The organism is Acinetobacter sp. YH12135 (assembly GCF_013418565.1).
Classification (GTDB): Bacteria; Pseudomonadota; Gammaproteobacteria; order Pseudomonadales; family Moraxellaceae; genus Acinetobacter; species Acinetobacter towneri.
This window is the reverse complement of record NZ_VPBU01000010.1, coordinates 1-17,242: the sequence shown is the minus strand read 5'-3', so window position 1 is coordinate 17,242 and position 17,242 is coordinate 1. Positions and strand designations below refer to the sequence as shown.

The 17,242-nt window shown below is 43.3% G+C and carries 15 protein-coding genes; 7 read left to right on the top strand and 8 right to left on the bottom strand.

Annotation, left to right across the window (positions count from 1 at the left end; translation table 11 throughout):
- Positions 1–39 precede the first annotated feature (39 nt).
- The 3 genes from FTU70_RS07195 (at position 40) to FTU70_RS07185 (ending at position 2,727) form a co-directional block, all read left to right on the top strand.
- Positions 40–1,059 (top strand): RsiV family protein, encoded by a 1,020-nt coding sequence (locus FTU70_RS07195; protein WP_180060392.1) that lies wholly within the window; start codon positions 40–42, stop codon positions 1,057–1,059.
- Position 1,060: 1 nt separating this feature from the next.
- A complete protein-coding gene (locus FTU70_RS07190; RefSeq protein ID WP_167846304.1) occupies positions 1,061–1,885 on the top strand; it encodes a TatD family hydrolase in 825 nt (274 codons plus the stop codon).
- A gap of 68 nt (positions 1,886–1,953) precedes the next feature.
- Positions 1,954–2,727, top strand: a complete 774-nt coding sequence (locus tag FTU70_RS07185; protein ID WP_096901398.1) for a ThiF family adenylyltransferase — start codon at positions 1,954–1,956, stop codon at positions 2,725–2,727.
- 63 nt (positions 2,728–2,790) lie between these two features.
- Here the strand turns inward: FTU70_RS07185 and dusA are convergent, their stop codons facing one another.
- On the bottom strand, positions 2,791–3,813 hold the full coding sequence (dusA, locus tag FTU70_RS07180; RefSeq protein ID WP_004974902.1) for a tRNA dihydrouridine(20/20a) synthase DusA: 1,023 nt from the start codon (positions 3,811–3,813) through the stop codon (positions 2,791–2,793).
- 230 nt (positions 3,814–4,043) lie between these two features.
- Between dusA and FTU70_RS07175 the strand changes: the two genes are divergently transcribed.
- Positions 4,044–4,688 carry a hypothetical protein gene (locus FTU70_RS07175; protein ID WP_004974903.1) on the top strand — a complete coding sequence of 215 codons (645 nt, stop codon included), beginning with the start codon at positions 4,044–4,046 and terminating at the stop codon, positions 4,686–4,688.
- Between the two features lie 28 nt (positions 4,689–4,716).
- Here the strand turns inward: FTU70_RS07175 and FTU70_RS07170 are convergent, their stop codons facing one another.
- Positions 4,717–5,907, bottom strand: a complete 1,191-nt coding sequence (locus FTU70_RS07170; protein WP_167846303.1) for an MFS transporter — start codon at positions 5,905–5,907, stop codon at positions 4,717–4,719.
- A gap of 94 nt (positions 5,908–6,001) precedes the next feature.
- A complete protein-coding gene (locus FTU70_RS07165) occupies positions 6,002–6,925 on the bottom strand; it encodes a DMT family transporter (protein WP_096901401.1) in 924 nt (307 codons plus the stop codon).
- Positions 6,926–7,807: 882 nt separating this feature from the next.
- On the opposite strand from FTU70_RS07165, the gene FTU70_RS07160 reads away from it, so the two are divergent.
- From FTU70_RS07160 to FTU70_RS07150, 3 genes are read left to right on the top strand one after another with little or no spacing between them, the layout of a single operon-like run.
- A complete protein-coding gene (locus FTU70_RS07160) occupies positions 7,808–8,935 on the top strand; it encodes a Re/Si-specific NAD(P)(+) transhydrogenase subunit alpha (RefSeq protein WP_004974923.1) in 1,128 nt (375 codons plus the stop codon).
- A gap of 11 nt (positions 8,936–8,946) precedes the next feature.
- Positions 8,947–9,270 carry a proton-translocating transhydrogenase family protein gene (locus tag FTU70_RS07155; protein WP_004974924.1) on the top strand — a complete coding sequence of 108 codons (324 nt, stop codon included), beginning with the start codon at positions 8,947–8,949 and terminating at the stop codon, positions 9,268–9,270.
- Between the two features lie 3 nt (positions 9,271–9,273).
- Entirely contained in the window at positions 9,274–10,719 is a 1,446-nt protein-coding gene (locus FTU70_RS07150; RefSeq protein WP_004974925.1) for an NAD(P)(+) transhydrogenase (Re/Si-specific) subunit beta, read from the top strand.
- A gap of 281 nt (positions 10,720–11,000) precedes the next feature.
- On the opposite strand, the gene rsfS is transcribed toward FTU70_RS07150, so the two are convergent.
- The 5 genes from rsfS to FTU70_RS07125 form a co-directional block, all read right to left on the bottom strand.
- On the bottom strand, positions 11,001–11,402 hold the full coding sequence (gene rsfS, locus FTU70_RS07145; RefSeq protein WP_004974926.1) for a ribosome silencing factor: 402 nt from the start codon (positions 11,400–11,402) through the stop codon (positions 11,001–11,003).
- A 75-nt stretch (positions 11,403–11,477) separates the two neighbouring features.
- Positions 11,478–12,272, bottom strand: coding sequence for a hydroxypyruvate isomerase family protein (locus FTU70_RS07140; protein ID WP_096901402.1), 795 nt, complete (start codon positions 12,270–12,272; stop codon positions 11,478–11,480).
- Between the two features lie 45 nt (positions 12,273–12,317).
- A complete protein-coding gene (locus tag FTU70_RS07135) occupies positions 12,318–13,184 on the bottom strand; it encodes an NAD(P)-dependent oxidoreductase (RefSeq protein WP_004974928.1) in 867 nt (288 codons plus the stop codon).
- Positions 13,185–13,274: 90 nt separating this feature from the next.
- Positions 13,275–14,060 carry a crotonase/enoyl-CoA hydratase family protein gene (locus tag FTU70_RS07130; RefSeq protein WP_179995949.1) on the bottom strand — a complete coding sequence of 262 codons (786 nt, stop codon included), beginning with the start codon at positions 14,058–14,060 and terminating at the stop codon, positions 13,275–13,277.
- Between the two features lie 196 nt (positions 14,061–14,256).
- Positions 14,257–17,073 carry an ATP-binding protein gene (locus FTU70_RS07125; protein ID WP_180060391.1) on the bottom strand — a complete coding sequence of 939 codons (2,817 nt, stop codon included), beginning with the start codon at positions 17,071–17,073 and terminating at the stop codon, positions 14,257–14,259.
- Between the last annotated feature and the right edge of the window lie 169 nt (positions 17,074–17,242).

The following is a 17,242-nucleotide window of genomic DNA, read 5'->3' as shown; positions in this document are numbered from 1 at the left end:
CGGTGACAAGCAAAAATAGATGAAATCAAGGTTGGATCCATGTTGAAAAATAAAAGTATTTTGGCGATCAGTATTTTAATTACAACGCTAGGGATTACTGCATGTCAGCCAAAGAAAACCGAACCAGAAACAGTCGAGCCAGAGCAGACGCAGGCGGAACAACAAAGCTTAAAACTGGTCGGGGATACTGAAAAACTGAATTTGTCGTTGCCTAAATGTGAAGGGAAAAATTGCCCTGAAATCTCAATTGAGCGTTTGAATAGTAATCAGGCCTTTATCGACCATTTTATTGATCAGAAAATTATTCAAGAATTGGCACAAATTTTAGAAATTGCACCACAGCAGGCGGCTTCTGAGGCTATAGCAGTTGAGAATGCAGCCAGTGAAAATACAGCAGCCAGTGCTGCAGATGCACCTGCCAGCAACCCCACTGCAGCAGCCATTGCACAAGTGGAAACTTTGGCGCAAAAATTAGAAAAACAAACTGTGCCTTATGTGCAAAGCTTTTTGGTACTTGATCAGGAACTGAAAGCTTTAAGCTCAAATCATAAAATCAGTTTGATGATTAAGCCTAAAATTTTGAATGCAGATCAGCCTTTGGCAACCGTGGTACTGAATAGCAGTAGTTATTTGGGCGGAGCGCATGGTGCATCGGCACAGCAATACTATAATTTTGATTTAGAACAGAAAAAATTAGTATTGTTAAATGACATTCTGTTAGAGAAGCAGCGTCCACAATTGGAGCGCAAAGCCTACGAAGCGTTTAAACAATGGGTCATCGCATCTGAACTTTCCACCAATGTGCAAGAATATGAACAAGCGTGGAAATTTAAGCTGTCGGAAAATTACTATTTAGGTCAACAGGGGTTAATTTTGCAATATGCAGAATATGAAATCGGCCCTTATGTCGTTGGTTTACCGCGCTTAACCATTCCGTATGCAGAACTGCAGGGAATTTTAAAAGCTGCGTATTTGCCTGTAACAGAAGCAGCCTCTGAAGCAACCGCAAAACCTGCCGAAGTAAGTGCAGCAAACACAACAACCAAAGCGAAGTCTTAAGATGAGCATTGCGCTGTTTGATACGCATACCCATTTTGATGTACCTGATTTTGACTCAGATCGGGAGCAATTGGCGTATGCGGCCAAGGCAGCAGGCGTAGAACATTTGGTACTGATTGGCTTTGTACAATCACGTTTTCAAGATTTAATCTCTACACAACAGTTTTTAAACCAACTTGAGCATGTGCCACAAAGTCATCTTGCACCAGGCTTGCATCCTTTTTATATCGAACAACATCAAGACCAACATTTACAAGATTTAGAACATTTTTTGCAACAACAGCATTGTGTCGCGGTGGGTGAAATTGGCTTAGACACTTTTTTGGTTGAACATAAACAGCCTGAAGCGTTTCAAAAGCAGCAAGATTTTTTTGCCGCGCAATTGGAAATCGCTCGTCAGCAACATAAACCTGTACTGCTACATATTCGTAAGGCTCATGCCGAAACCTTAAAAATACTCAAACAGCAACAATTTCAGTTTGGTGGCATTGCACATGCTTTTAGCGGTGGGGTAGAAGAAGCCAAAGCACTGATCAAATTGGGCTTTAAAATTGGTGTGACAGGGCAGATTACCAATCCCAATGCAAAAAAACTGCGCCGTGTTGTGCAAGAAATTGGTGCTGAACATTTGGTTTTGGAAACCGACTGCCCCGATATGACGCCTTTATGTTGTCAGACAGATACTCAATCACGAACCCGAAATACCCCTGCGAACCTGATTTATGTGCTTGAAGGTTTAGCGGATTGTTTAGATATTGCACCGCAAACTTTAGCCGCACAGCTTTGGCAGAATAGTGTTCAAGTATTAGACCTGCCTAAACTTTAGATGAAACAACACGAAGTCTGCGAAACGCAGTAAAATGCCCACACTTTGAAATTAAATTTGATTGCAGCATGACAGATCTTCTTCAAGATGATGAATATGAACGCCGTTTTGCAGGTGTGGCCAAAATTTATGGCGACAGTGCTTTTCAGCATTATGCCCAAAGTCATGTCATGGTGATAGGAATTGGCGGTGTCGGCTCTTGGGCGGTTGAGGCGTTGGCACGTACGGGTATCGGCGAGCTGACATTGGTGGATATGGATGTGGTCGCAGCATCTAACATTAACCGTCAATTGCCTGCCATGAGCTCAACCTTGGGGCATGAAAAAATTAATGTCATGGCAGAGCGTTGCCGTTCTATTAATCCACGTATCAAAATTAATTTGGTCGATGATTACCTCAGTCCAGATAACGTCAAAGCGTTATTGGCGACTGCACCTGATTTGATTTTAGATTGCATTGATGACGTAAAAGCTAAACTAGCGTTGATGCTGCATTGTCGTTTTAACAAGATTCCACTGATTGTTTCGGGTGGTGCAGGTGGCAAACTTGATCCGTTGAAAATTCGAGTGGCAGATTTATCTAAAACCGAACAAGACCCAATGTTGGCCAAATTGCGCGCCCAATTACGCAGCAAAGGTATTTGTAAAAAGCCAAAAGAAAAGTTTGGGATTACCTGTGTGTATTCCATCGACAATCCATTTTCTAGTGCCGATGTATGCCCAAGCGCAGGCTTGCGCTGTGGCGGCTATGGTTCGGCGGTGGTGGTCACGTCCAGTTTTGCGATGGTAGCTGTGGCAGAAGTGTTGAAAAAGTTAGATGCCTTACAGGCTAAAAATACATAAATCAAAGCCATGCGAGGCATGGCTTATAAAAAAGTTCTTTGATTTTGCACATCGCCAATGACTTTATTCAGTAGGTCGTTGTAGCTGCTGCTCTTTTAAATAGTCTTCCGTACGCTGCATTGCTGCTTGAATATTGACCAATGCTTGCTCTACATCTGCAAATGTTTTGGCATTGCCGCCACTTAGTGCCTGACGCCATTTACGTGCACCTGGCAGGTTTTGGAATAAACCTAAAATATGGCGGGTAATGACAGAAAGTGGTGCACCTTGTTGTAGACGTTGTTCAATATACGGCAACATGCGCTGCATAATTTCAAAACGGTCAGGTAATTCTAGCCCCCATAATTGCCCAAGCTCTGCCAGTAAATAAGGGTTGTGATAGGCTTCACGACCAATCATCACCCCATCGACATGCTTGAGGTGTTGTTGGGTTTCGGCAAACGTTTTAATTCCACCATTAATTTCAATTAACAATTCGGGGCGGTCTTGTTTTAGGCGATACACATCCTCATAACGCAGAGGCGGAACTTCGCGGTTTTCTTTAGGCGATAAACCTTGTAATAAGGCAATTCGGGCATGCACGATAAAGTTATTGCAACCTGTTTGAGCCACAGTATCCACAAAATGCAGCATCTCTGCATAAGAGTGCATGTCATCAATCCCGATGCGATGTTTTACGGTCACAGGAATATCAACCGATTGACGCATGGCGGCAATACACTCTGCAACCAAGTCTGGTTCTGCCATTAAACACGCACCAATTTTATTGTTTTGTACTCGATCACTTGGGCAGCCAACATTCAGGTTGATTTCATCATAACCCCAGTCTTGTGCCATTTTACTGCAGGTCGCAAGGTCTTTCGGATTTGAACCGCCCAACTGCAAGACAATAGGATGTTCTTCTTTGCTGTAATCTAAATGGCGCTTGGCATCACCAAATAAAATTGCGCCAGTGGTTACCATTTCAGTATACAGAATGATATTGGGGTTAAATAAACGTGCAAAAAAACGGTAATCGCGGGTAGTCCAATCCATCATAGGGGCAACCGAAATGCGAGGTTGTAAAGTTTGGATGGCACGTGTCATAACCCACCTGAATTGAAAAACAAAAGCACAAGACCGCGCATTATACGGGGTTTAAGTGAAAATCGACAGTATCCCCAACCCACATCCATTGGCATTAACTTTGCTTTGTTCGCTATGAACAAAGCAGCGCAACCGTAGATGCTAAAGCGGAACTGCTCAGTATTTGTATGCGTAGCCGTTTTTTAGTATGTTGAAAAGATAGGATAACGCAGCATAAGAGGGAAAATAAAATGTTGGTATTAGAAGAAATTTATCGAACTAAGAAAAATGAATTTTCAACGGCATTTAATTTACGCATGCAGCGCAGTTTAAGTTGGTGGAAAAAAGCCATTGAGTTTCATGATGATGTCGATATGCAATTTATGACAGCATGGGTGGCGTTGAGTGCCTTGTATGCGCAAGGTCAAACGGCAGAGCATACACAACAGACCTTGCAGCAATTTGTGCAGCGTATGTATCAAAAAGATGTCGATCAGCGCATGGCGAGAATTATTTGGGAAAAATATCCACAAAGTTTAGAGGTGTTGCTGACCAACCCTTATTTGTATCAAAGTTTTTGGGATTGGCGTAATCAAAAAATGACTGAAGCTGAATGGCGTGCAGATTATGAAGCAGAGAAACAGCAGATTATGCAGGCATTGCACATCCATGATTCAGCTACAATTTTGGCATGTTTGTTTAAGCGCTTATTGACGTTACAGCAGCAACTTTTACAAGGTGGTGCAACTTATAACAGTGCAATCAACCGCAAACAACTCAGCCATGCCAATACTTTACTGTGTGCGTTGATGCCGTGTTTTATCCAAATCTTATTGGAAAATTTAGAAAATGTGGAATTGAGTCAGCCATTTTACCCTGTGATGCAAATGTCTTAAGCGACTTGCTTGATTGTAATCGCAGCGTTTAAGGCATGGCGGTGTGTTGACGTTGATGCTGCCAGTCGAGTAGGGCAAAGCTCATTGCGGCGGTAACAAAACACAAACCAACTAGGCAACTCCATAACCATCCACCGTGTTGCCATGCATAGATTCCCAAGGCAGAACCACAAGCACCGCCAGTAAAATAACTGGTCATATAAATTGAGTTAATCCGCGATTTGGCATCGGGGCGTAAGCGAAAAATTACATTTTGGTTGCTGCTGTGTACGGTGGCAAGCCCAAGGTTAATTAAGCCAAAACCAAGAATATAGCTCCATAAGCTAAATTGTCCGTTGTATAGAAAGACCCAACTGATTGCCAATAGCGCCAAACCACCCCACGTCAGCGCTGTAACATAGCCACGATCTGCAATTTTCCCCACGTGTTTGGTCGAAAGAGCACCGAATACACCCACCATTGCCACAATGCCCACCATAAAGTCAGCTAAGCCAAAACTGGATTTGAGTAATACTGCAATGGTGGAAAACAACACGCTCATCGCTGCAAAAGCAAACGCACCGAGCAAGGCACGATAGACCAAACGACGTTCTTCTAAAATGAGTTTGCCCATAGACTGAAACACGGCCAAATAGCTGAGTTTGCTGGTTGAGATAAAGGGTAAGCGTGCTTTGAGTACCGCGGCAATGCAAAGCATCAGCACACCGCTAATCAGGTAAATCACTTTCCAATGGAATAAGTTGGACAGCAAACCTGCCAAACTGGTCGAAAGTAAAATACCGACCAATAAACCACTCATCAATAAACCGACCACTTCACCCATTTTTTCAGGTTTTACGGTCATGGTGGCAAAGGGAATTAAGACTTGTGCTGCAACTGAAAACAGCCCTGTGATAATCGTGCCAATCCATAGCATGCTTAAATTGCTGGAAAAGGCACATAAAAATAAGCCAATCGAGGCCAAAAACATCAATAAGGGAATGAATTTGGTTTTATTGACAATATCGCCCATGGGCACAATGAATAATAAACCCAGAGCATAAGACACTTGTGAAAAAGTCACTGTCAATGCCACTTGGGATTGCGGAATTTGGAAAGATTGATGAATCGAGTAAATCAGCGGTTGGCAATAATAATTCGCCCCCGCGCATAGACCACAGGCGATCGCCATCAACCAGAGCAGGGTTTTATCTTGGCTGATGTCGGGTGCAGTGTTCATAATTATCCTAAGGTCAATGGTAAAACGGGGTTGCAGTAGCTCAAAGATTGAATCCAATATTCAACTTCATTAGTGGCAGGATGTCGCCTTTAACTTAATGAGAGAACTTGTTTTTGGACAAGGTGATCATCATCACGCCTACAATATTGAGCATGCAGCCGAACCATTGTATGCCATTTAGATGTTCACCTAAAAATGCTGTGGCCAATAGAATCGTCAAGATGGGGCCAATTGAAGCAATCATGGCCGATTGTGCCGCACCTAAACGGGCGATACTGTGCGCCATGAGTAAGGTGGGCAAGACTGTGACAAATATCCCTAAAGCTATGCCATAGCCCAGCACTTCTACAGGCAGTTGTTGCACCAGTCCCAGTGGATTCGGTGTGACCAAACTGTAATGCGTAAGCGTACCGATGCAGGCAGTACTTAAAGCCAGACCTGTAAAATTCCATGAACCAAAATGCTGAATCAGGCTTTTGGTCAGCAATAAATAGCCTGCAAAACACACTGCACTGGCGAACACCAAACTACTGCCTAACCAAAAATACGTGTCATGTGGGGTATTGCTCTGTTCCTGTAACATCACAATCACTGTTCCGCCATAACTCAGAGCAATTGCAAACAGACTCAGCCAGCTCAGTTTCTGCCGATACATTACGCTCGAAGCCAGAACGGTGAGCGTTGGATATAAAAACAGAATAATGCGTTCTAATGAAGCGCTAATGAACATCAGCCCTAAAAAATCCAGCCAGCTAGAAAAATAATAGCCCATCAGACCTGCAAATATTATTAGCAGCCAATTGCGTGTAGAGATGTTGCGACTGTGATGGCGATTGAGCCAACAAATCAGCAAGAAGAAAGGCAGGGCACTTGCCATGCGCAAAGCCATGAGTACGGTTGCATCGACCAACGGTGAAAGTGCATAAGCCTGTTTAATAAAAATGGCTTTGGTACTAAACAAAAAGGCTGCAAATAAGGCAAAGATGGAGCCCCATTGTGTGGCGTTAAGTCTGATCATGAAAAATGCTGTCGAGCAAGGTGGATGCAAGAGAAGTGACACATGCCGCGCACACAAATGCAAGTTGCATGATAGATAAAGGCAGATGCGACTGCATGGATCAAGCTGTGTGTGCTGTATTTGAGCAAGCATAGCCGATTTTATGCAGATGGTCTGCTTGAGATGGCATAAATTTTGTGAAAAGTAGAGTAAATGGGATTTGCACGATAATGGTGCAAATTAGTTGAAAATATTGCAAAACAGAGAAAATCCATCATCAGACAAAATGACGCACAAAAAAAATGAAAAAAATAGCAGCACTTAACTTAGACCTGAGTTGAATAAATTCAAGCTTCTTTTAAAAGTTTTACTGTTTCAAATATTCGGTTTTACTCATAAGGCAAAGGTAGGTTTTTCTAAGGTTTTCAGATGCGCAAAACACTTCTAAATTGAACCATGTTGTGCGGTGTAAAAATTGTCAAAAAAGTCAATTTGGTGTTTAAGTTTTTGCTTTTAGCGCTTAAATGTATAGATATGCAATCTTTTAGCGCTAAGTCGGATTTTCCCAATTAAGTGAAATGCGTGTCAGAATGATCAATGCTTAATTCATTTAAATGTGGTCAACTGCAAGCTCAAAGCATCGCTTTTTTTCTTTTAGACACTTCAAATCGAAGTTTTGCTGAATAATTAGACTTATATTCAATAAGCAAAACTTATCAATTATATCTCGCAACAATATTTTTATGAATCATCAGTTCAAAATATGGGTATTTATTAAATAAATATTGGGTGGTAATTTAAAAATGTTGCATTAGAATCCAAAAATTCAACAAAACTTATCCTGAGGGGAAAGCATCGTTATCCACGATGTTGACTTAAGAAAAACTAGCTTGAGGAACGCTCATGCAGATCGGAATTCCAACCGAAACTGTTGTCGGTGAAAATCGTGTCGCTGCGACGCCAGAAACAGTAAAGAAGTTGATTAGCGCGGGTCATAGCGTAGTCATTGAACGTGGTGCAGGCGTAAAAGCCGCTTATATCGACAGCGCTTATGAACAAGTAGGCGCGACCATGACAGATGATGCTTATCGCGGTAGCCAAATGATTTTGAAAGTTCGTGCCCCAAAGGGTGAAGAAATTCAAAAACTTGCACCGAACAGCACTGTGGTGGCGATGTTTGATCCTTACCGCAATACTGAATTAGACCAATTTGCTGCGGCTCAGGTGTCTGCATTTGCTTTAGAGCTTTTGCCACGTACCTTGTCGCGTGCGCAAAATATGGACGTGTTGTCATCACAAGCCAACTTGGCAGGTTATAAATCTGTGTTGTTGGCTGCAGCAGAATATCAACGCATGTTCCCAATGTTAATGACGGCAGCGGGTACTGTAAAACCTGCGCGTGTTGTGATCATGGGTGTGGGTGTTGCTGGTTTGCAAGCCATTGCAACAGCGAAGCGTTTAGGTGCTGTAGTCGAAGCAACTGACTTGCGTCCAACGGCAAAAGATCAGGTGGAATCTTTGGGTGGTAAGTGGTTAGACGTACCAATGTCTGAAGAAGAACAACAAAAAGCTGCCGATGCTGCCAAAAATGGTTATGGCTGGATGCCTGGTGAACAATACATTAAAGACCAAGCAGTGATTGTCGATAAAGCCGTTTCTAATGCAGATATCGTGATTACCACTGCGTTATTGCCGGGTCGTGATGCACCGCGTTTAATCAAAGCGGAAACTGTGGCAAAAATGAAGCCGGGTTCTGTGATTTTAGATATGGCAGTCGAAACGGGCGGTAACGTCGAAGGTTCACAATGCGGTGAAACTGTAGTGACTGCCAATGGTGTGAAAATTTTGGGTATTCCAAACATTCCATCGACTGTATCGACAGAAGCATCTGCACTATATGCGCGTAATGTGTTGAATTTTGTTGAAACATTATTTGATAACGACAAGAACTTCGCATTGAATCCTGAAGAAGAAATTCAGAAAGCGTTGCTGGTCACTCATAACGGTCAAGTGCTGTTAAAGCGTGGTTAAGGAGAATTCTCATGGTTGAAACAATTACGATTTTTGTCCTTGCCATCTTCGTAGGTTACTACGTGGTGTGGGGGGTAACACCTGCGTTACATACGCCATTAATGGCAGTAACCAATGCACTTTCTTCAATCATTATTGTCGGTGCGATGATTCAAACTGTTGGTCTACCAATCATGGGTGTAGAAGGCAGTGTCGATTTCCAAACCATTAATGTGGTGAGTGTACTGGGTGCGATTGCTGTGTTCTTGGCAAGCATCAATATTTTCGGTGGTTTTGCAGTGACTGCACGTATGCTGGAAATGTTCAAACCAAAAGCAAAGAAAAAAGAGGGCTAATGCATGGAATTTATTCGTGAATATGCAGACTGGTTCTATTTAATCGGGGCTGTGCTCTTTATCTTAACTTTACGTGGTTTGTCTGGGCCTAAAACTGCGATTGCGGGCAACCGTTACGGCATGATCGCAATGGCGATTGCAGTCTTGACTACATTCTTTGTGGCAGACAATCCAGTTGTGTGGATGATTCTGGCAGCTATGGCAGCAGGTGCGGTGGTGGGTATTGCCCGCGCACGTACGGTGCCAATGACTCAAATGCCTGAAACTGTAGCGTTAATGCACTCTTTAGTCGGTTTGGCTGCAGTTTTAATTGCGATTGCTGCGATTATTCATAACAACAAGTTAATCGAACTTGGTCCAGACTTGTTGGCTGCAAATGGCATTACTTTCCATGAAATGAGCAAAGTTCATTTATTTGAATTGTTTGTGGGCTGTTTCGTGGGGGCGATTACCTTTACTGCATCTGTTTTTGCATACGGTAAATTGGCGGCGAAGAAATGGGCAAAAACTATTTCGGGTGCATGGGTAAAACCTGTTCAGGCGTTAATTTTCCTTGCTATGCTCGGTTTTGGGATTCACTTCTTCCTGAGCGGCAACATGACTTCATTCTGGGCAATGACAGGTTTAGCATTGGCATTCGGTTGGGTATGGATTGCACCAGTGGGTGGTGGTGACATGCCAGTTGTGGTGTCATTGTTGAACTCGTTCTCAGGTTGGGCGGCAGCAGGTATTGGTTTCACACTTGAAAACAACATGCTGATTGTTGCAGGCTCATTGGTCGGTTCTTCAGGTGCGATTCTGTCTTACATCATGTGTAAAGCCATGAACCGTTCAATCATCAACGTATTGTTTGGTGGTGCGATGGGCGGTGCAGCAGCACCAACGGCAGCAGCGGGTGCGCAAGTGCAACGTAACTACCGTTCAGGTTCTGCTGATGATGCTGGCTTCTTGATGTCAAATGCAGACAGCGTAGTAATTGTACCGGGCTATGGTATGGCGCAAGGTCGTGCACAGAATGCGGTCAAAGAATTGGCCAACTTGTTAAAAGAGCAAGGTGTAACTGTTCGTTTTGCGATTCACCCAGTGGCAGGTCGTATGCCGGGTCACATGAACGTATTACTTGCAGAAGCAGACGTACCGTATGAAGACATCTTAGAAATGGACGAAATCAACTCAGATTTCCCTGCAACAGATGTGGTGTTGGTGATTGGTGCAAATGACGTAGTTAACCCTGCGGCAAAAGACGATCCAAACTCGCCAATTTACGGCATGCCAATTCTTGAAGCGCATAAAGCACGTACCATTATGGTCATCAAGCGCTCAATGGCAACAGGTTATGCGGGTCTAGACAACGACTTGTTCTATAACGACAAGACCATGATGATCTTTGGTGATGCCAAGAAAGTTGTGGAAGATATGACTAAATCAATCAACGGTACAGGTCACTAAGACACTGTTTCCAGATATGAAACCGCCTTCGGGCGGTTTTTTTTATGGCTGATGTAAAGTGGTTAATTGAGATCAGGCAGATTGAGTTTGGGCGAGTTTTATAGGATTGGTTTGAAGCAATGTATTGGGTAGGGGATGATATAAACCAATATTTGGTGGGTAGATTAATGCGATATAAAAATGATTAGGGATATGAGCTTCAAAAGATCTGCATTAAAAAAGCGACTTATTTGAAAGTCGCTTATTGTGTATCTTTAAGGCTGCTCAAGTGAGCTGTTGTATTAAGCAACAGACTCAGGCGTAGTGCGCCATAAGCTTTCTAGGTCGTAGAATTTACGTGCTGTTGGTAGCATTATGTGAACCACTACCATACCAAGATCGACCAAGATCCATTCTGCATCACGTTCACCTTCAATACCAATTGGGCGGAAGCCTGCTTTGCGCGCTTCTTCGGCAACATTGTCGGCAAGAGATTTTACGTGGCGAGTTGATGTACCGCTAGCAATCACAATGGCATCTGAAACATTGCTGATGCTGCTGACATCAAGTTCAACAATTTCTTTGGCTTTTACATCAAGGAGAGCTTCATGTACAACTTTAAGACAAGTTTGTACGTCATGCTTTTGGGTATTCATTGCAAGATCGTGAGAATTAGAAGCGCCGGGCGATGGTTCTAAATTCATGGGGTGTATAATTTCCTAAAATTATTCATCGTCTAATATAGCTGTTTTAGCCTGAAATTTCAAATCGGTTTAATTTTAACCACTTTGATTTGAGGGAAAGTATTTGTCTTTCCATGCAAATGATTGATTTGACGCCAGACTTGGGCGGTATTCTGCAGCGATATAGCCTGAATAAGCACTGTGCTGTAACCATTTGAAAATAGTAGTATAGTCTAGCTCGCCTGAATCGGGTTCATGGCGTCCTGGATTGTCGGCAAACTGGATATGACCAATATCCTGAATGTTTTCTTGCAATGCGCTCAGCACATCTTCACCCATCATCGCCATGTGATAACAGTCGTATTGCATTTTAAGAGCAGGATGTTTGACTGCTTCTAGCATCTCTTGAGCTTGCGCAATATTTTGTACTAAAAAGCGTGGCATGTCGGTGCCATTAATCATTTCAAAGACAGGCTGAATATGATGTTGAGTGAGCATCGAGCAGGCCAGTTTTAGGTTTTCTGCCAGTGTGTTTAAGCAAGGCAGTAAATCGGCATCGACAGGTTGTTTGCCTGCCAAAATATTGACGCTAGGGACATTTAATGCCGTGGCATAGCGGATGGCTAACTCTAAGGCATGATGAAATTCAATCTCTTTTCCGGGTACGCCCGCCAAACCATTGCCGCCTTGCATGAGGTCACCCGCAGGGACATTGATTAAACACAGGCTGAGTTGGTGGAGTGTGAGTTGGGTTTGAATCTGCTCAATACTCAGCTCATAGGGAAATTGAATTTCAACATGCTGAAAACCATGTTCGCGTGCAAGGGCAAAGCGTTCAATTAAAGGCACTTCGGTAAAAATCATCGACAGATTAACCGCCAGTTTAGACATGCAGGTGCTCCTTGCAGGCAAAGGTTGGATCAGGAATCAAGCCGATTAAGCTTCGACCTGATGAATAATGGTGGCTAAATCTGCTTCTGCAAAACCCTTAGCTTGATGGGCTTGCAGTTGTGAAAGGGCTTTTTCTGCCACAGGAATCTGTAACTGAAATTGCGCTGCCAGTTGTAAGGCATTGTTTAAATCTTTAGACAGGGTTTGGACTTTCCATTGCACAGGCTCAAAACTGTGAGTTGCCATACGTGGAGTTAAAATCTGAAACGGTTTCGAGTCGGCAAAACCACCCGCCAAAGCAGGTGCAAGTAAACGGGTGTCTACACCTGCCTGTCCAGCTAGGGCAACGGCTTCGGCAATTAGGGTGCTGTTGGCAGCAACAATCAGTTGGTTGCAGATTTTAGTGGCTTGTCCTGTGCCTGTTTCGCCCATACGGGTTACACGTTGTGACAGCACATGATAAATCGGGCTTAATTTTTCGATGGTGTTTGCATCACCCCCTGCAAAAATCACCAAACTACCTTGTTCGGCTCCCGCAGTGCCTCCCGATACAGGTGAGTCAATCCATGTGACCTGTTTGAGGCTGGCTTGCTGCGCTAGCTTTTGGGTTTGATCTACAGACAAACTGGAAAAATCGACAATGACTTGTTGAGCAGTCAAAAATGGCTCAATTTGATCTAATACAGCTTGGACGGCATGATCATCGGCAAGGCAACTCAAGATCACTGGATATTGTCCGATCTCGCTCAATTGCAGCGACTTTGCCCCCAGACTGAGCACAGATTCGCAAGCCGCAGGGCTACGATTCCACACCGCGACCTCAAAACCTGCCTGAACTAAGCGGGTTGCCATGCGCGTACCCATGAGTCCCATACCTAAAAAAGCGATTTTTGTGTCACGATCAAAATGCATAGCGCTGATTCTCCGTTTTTGCCTACAGTACAAGTCTGGCTTGAAATGTCAATTTAGCCTTTGGTCAAAGTCTGTTGTGTTTGAACTGAATCAAAACTGACGCGGTGCAAAGGTCACTTCAGGGTTCTTGTCCTTTTTACGTGCCAGTTGGCTATTTTTACCCAGCAATAATTTTAATTGCCAAATTTTTTCTAAACGTAAAGATTTATTTGGCGCATGTTCCATAGCATCCAGCACTTGTTTGGCTGCAGCCAATGCATCAGGAGAGCGTTGTGCAATTTCTTCAGCAAGGTCTTGTGCTTTTTGTAAAGGTGTTGCATCTAAATGCGTGACCAAGCCAATTTCTTTGGCATAGTTGGCATCAAAAATACGTGCAGTTAAGGTCAGTTCTTTGGCAAGGTCTAAACCAATTAAACCTTTTAATGAACGGCTTAGCCCCATATCAGGCACTAAGCCCCAACGGCTTTCCATAATCGACATTTGCGTGTCAGGATGCGCGATACGAATATCTGCAGCCAAAGCCAATTGCATCCCTGCGCCAAAACAATACCCTTCAATTGCAGCAATTACAGGTACAGGCAATTGTTGCCAAACGAGAAATGCTTTTTGAAACAGGCTTTGCCCTGGCTTAATTAATTCCCAAGCCGCAAATGCACGGTTTTGTGGATTGTTGAGGTCGGCCAAGTCAATGCCTGCACTAAATACCTTTGCTTCGCCTGTTAAAATTACACAACGTAAGCTGCGGTCTTTTTTAAGTTTTTCGGCAGTCCGCACCAATTCTTTGAGTAGGGCAAAACTCATGGCATTGCGTTTGTCTGGGCGGTTCAGGGAAACTGTGGCGATGCCATTATTTTTTTCGATACGAAGTAAGGTCATGATGTGAGCTCTTGTTTTTACTGGGCAAAGCATAACATGGGCAGCAGTGCGATAAATGACAGCAGAGTCACGGCAAAGCCTTGCGACCTTGCCTTTGATTACGTGACTTTTTTTTGTGAATAGTGCTGGGTGAGTCGTGCTTACAAACTGTATCTTCTCGTTGAGGCGTTCGCGGTGAATGTCACTTTGATGTTGGCTAACTCACCGCATTGTGTTTGGTAAAAATGTGTTCTGCCGCATGTTCAACTTGCTGTATACAGGTTTGTAATTCCTGATAACGGTTTAAGACCTCTTGCACAAACAGATCATCGGCTTTACGACGTTCTTTACGTAAGGTCGAAACAAACTGTTCAAATGAGCCTGTTACTTCTTGCAGGTTCGGTGTGCCAACATAGCGGGTCGCACCATACAGACGATGCAACACATGCTCGAGTTGTGGGAAATCTTCCAGTTCAATCAGCTGTTCAATTTCATGTAATTCTGTGGCAAAGCTATCCACTAGCATTTTCAGTAAATCCACTGCAAGGTCTTCTTTGTTGGCTGCCAGCATTAGGCTTTGTTGCCAATCCAACACCTGTGGATCTAGCGCTTCAATCACAATGGCTTTATCGACTGCAGGTGGCTTATTAAAACTTTGCGTGGTCCAATGGGTTAAAATTTGGATGATTTGTTCAATCTGAATCGGTTTGGTGACATAGTCATCCATACCGACTTTGAGTAATTTTTGCTTTTCATCGGCAAGAGCATGCGCGGTGAGGGCAATAATAGGTAAGCGTTTGTGATTTTCCAAAGTCGATTCTAAAGAACGAATCGCACGGGTGGTATCTACCCCCGACATCACAGGCATTTGAATATCCATAAAGATCAGGTCAAATGGTTGCTGTCCCTGCTCAATGCGTTGCTGCAAAATCCCCAAAGCTTCCTGACCACTTTGCGCTTTGGTGGTGGTCACATTCAGTTCGCCCAACAAGGCTTCGAGTACAATCAGGTTTGGTAGATGGTCATCCACCGCTAAAACGTGCAGGCCTTTACCATCAAATGATGCAGACTCCTGTTCATCAAAACTGTTTTCATTGTTGAGTAAGTCAATTAAGGCTGAACGACTGAGCGGTTGATACAAAGCGCGCGCACGATATTCATTTAACAGACTTGGGTCTAGCGCCATTTGATAGCCATACACTGCCAAGTTACCTTGATAACGGGTACGAATTTCTTTTAATAAAGCTTCGGTGTCGCCACTATGATCAACAATCAACCAAGTATTGTCTTGCAGGTCGGATACATCTTTTAAGCGGCTAAATAAATCTAAAATTGAAGCGGCTTCAATATGTCGCACCGCATAATTTTCAAGATAATGACGCAAGATATTCGCTGTGGCAGGGTGCGCCAAATACGACACCACCTGAATCTCTTTAAAGTTTGGATGCTGCTGTGCATGCGCTTCATCTACCGCAAACATGGCAGTAAACCAGAAGGTCGAGCCTTTTTCGGTTGGGGCGCGTTCCTGATTGTCTTCAAAGCCAATTTGACCTTGCATCAAATGCACCAACTGTTTGGAAATGGCCAAACCTAAACCTGTACCACCAAATTGACGCGTGACCGAAGTATCACCTTGAGAGAAAGACTCAAACAATTTTTTACGGTCTGTACCGCTTAAGCCAATGCCACTGTCTTGGACGCTAAAGTGAATTAAGCATTGTCCAATATCGTCATGTTCTACCCGCGCCCGTACAATAATTTCACCATCGGGGGTGAATTTAATCGCATTGGAAATTAAATTGGTTAAAATTTGCTTGAAACGTAAAGCATCGCCCAGCACATATTGCGGCACGTTATCGGCAAAATAAAAGGCCATGTTGATGTGTTTTTGCGCAGCCAAAGGCGAGAGCATATCCATCACATCAAAAATGGCTTCTTCTAAATCAAAGGGTGCGGTATCCAGTTCCAGTTTGCCTGCATCAATTTTAGAAAAATCCAATACGTCATTAATGAGTGCTAAAAGATGCGCCGATGATTTACGAATGGTCTGTAAATATAAATTCTGTTCATTGCTAAGATTTTCCTGACGCAATAACAGGTGAATAAAGCCATCAATACTGTTCAATGGTGTTCTGAGTTCGTGACTGATGTTGGCTAAAAATACCGATTTAGACTGGTTGGCAGAAATCGCTTGGTCACGTGCCTGACGATAAGTGATGTTTTGCACTTCCAAAGTATCGAGGGTGCGGCGCAAGTCATCTTCGGTTTGTTCGGTATGTTCTTTGAGTTCTAAAAAGCTGAAATGCAGGCGTTTTACCACATTGGCAATATCCCGCTGCAGTAAGCGTAATTCGCCAGTACTGTTAATGACCATGTGTTGATCGAGCGTATCGGCATTCAGGCGTTGTAGCTGCATGCGAATTTCATACATGGGTGCAATCCAGCGTCGTGAATAGAAATTCAGACACAGCAATAACAACAACAGGGTCAGCAAGCCTGTGGCAATTAATACAATCATGACCCGATAACGGGCAATTTGTAATGGCTGATTGTCCAGTTCAATCAGCAACCATGCAGGACGGTTGATGTCTTGCTGAATTTGCATGCCATACACATGATTATTTTTATACAGAATTGGGCCAAAAAAATCGGCATTTTTAGGGAATTTGGGCCATTCGGCTTGGTCTTGAAAGCCCATGCTTAAACGGCGTGTACCAGAAGCATCAATCAGTGCAGTACGAATCAAGTGCTTTTCGTTCATCATGTTTTGCATAAAAGTACGTGCTTCTTCGTACTTCCACGGAAAGCTAGCCAGTTGATGCAAAGCTGCTTCAGATGGCAACTCAAAACGGGTCAAAATCGCAATTGCCATTTGTCGCTGCTGTGCTTTTGCGGCATTCGAGGTTTCAGATAAAACTAGCATCGTGCCGACGCATGCCAAAACCATAATTGGCACAAAAATAAGTGCAATCAGCTGTCCATAAGCATGATTTAAATGTAAGCGCTTAAATAACTTTTTATTGATATTTGACATGGTTAACGCAGTTTAATCCCTATGTTTGGCAGTTTAGCATGCTTTATCAAATGGAGCGTAAAACTCAGTCCTTCAGGTCAGAGATATAAGCGACACGACATAAAGTGTCGTTTGATTTAACTAAGGACTATTTTCCTTGAGTTTTGATTGTTAATATAAGTACATGAAA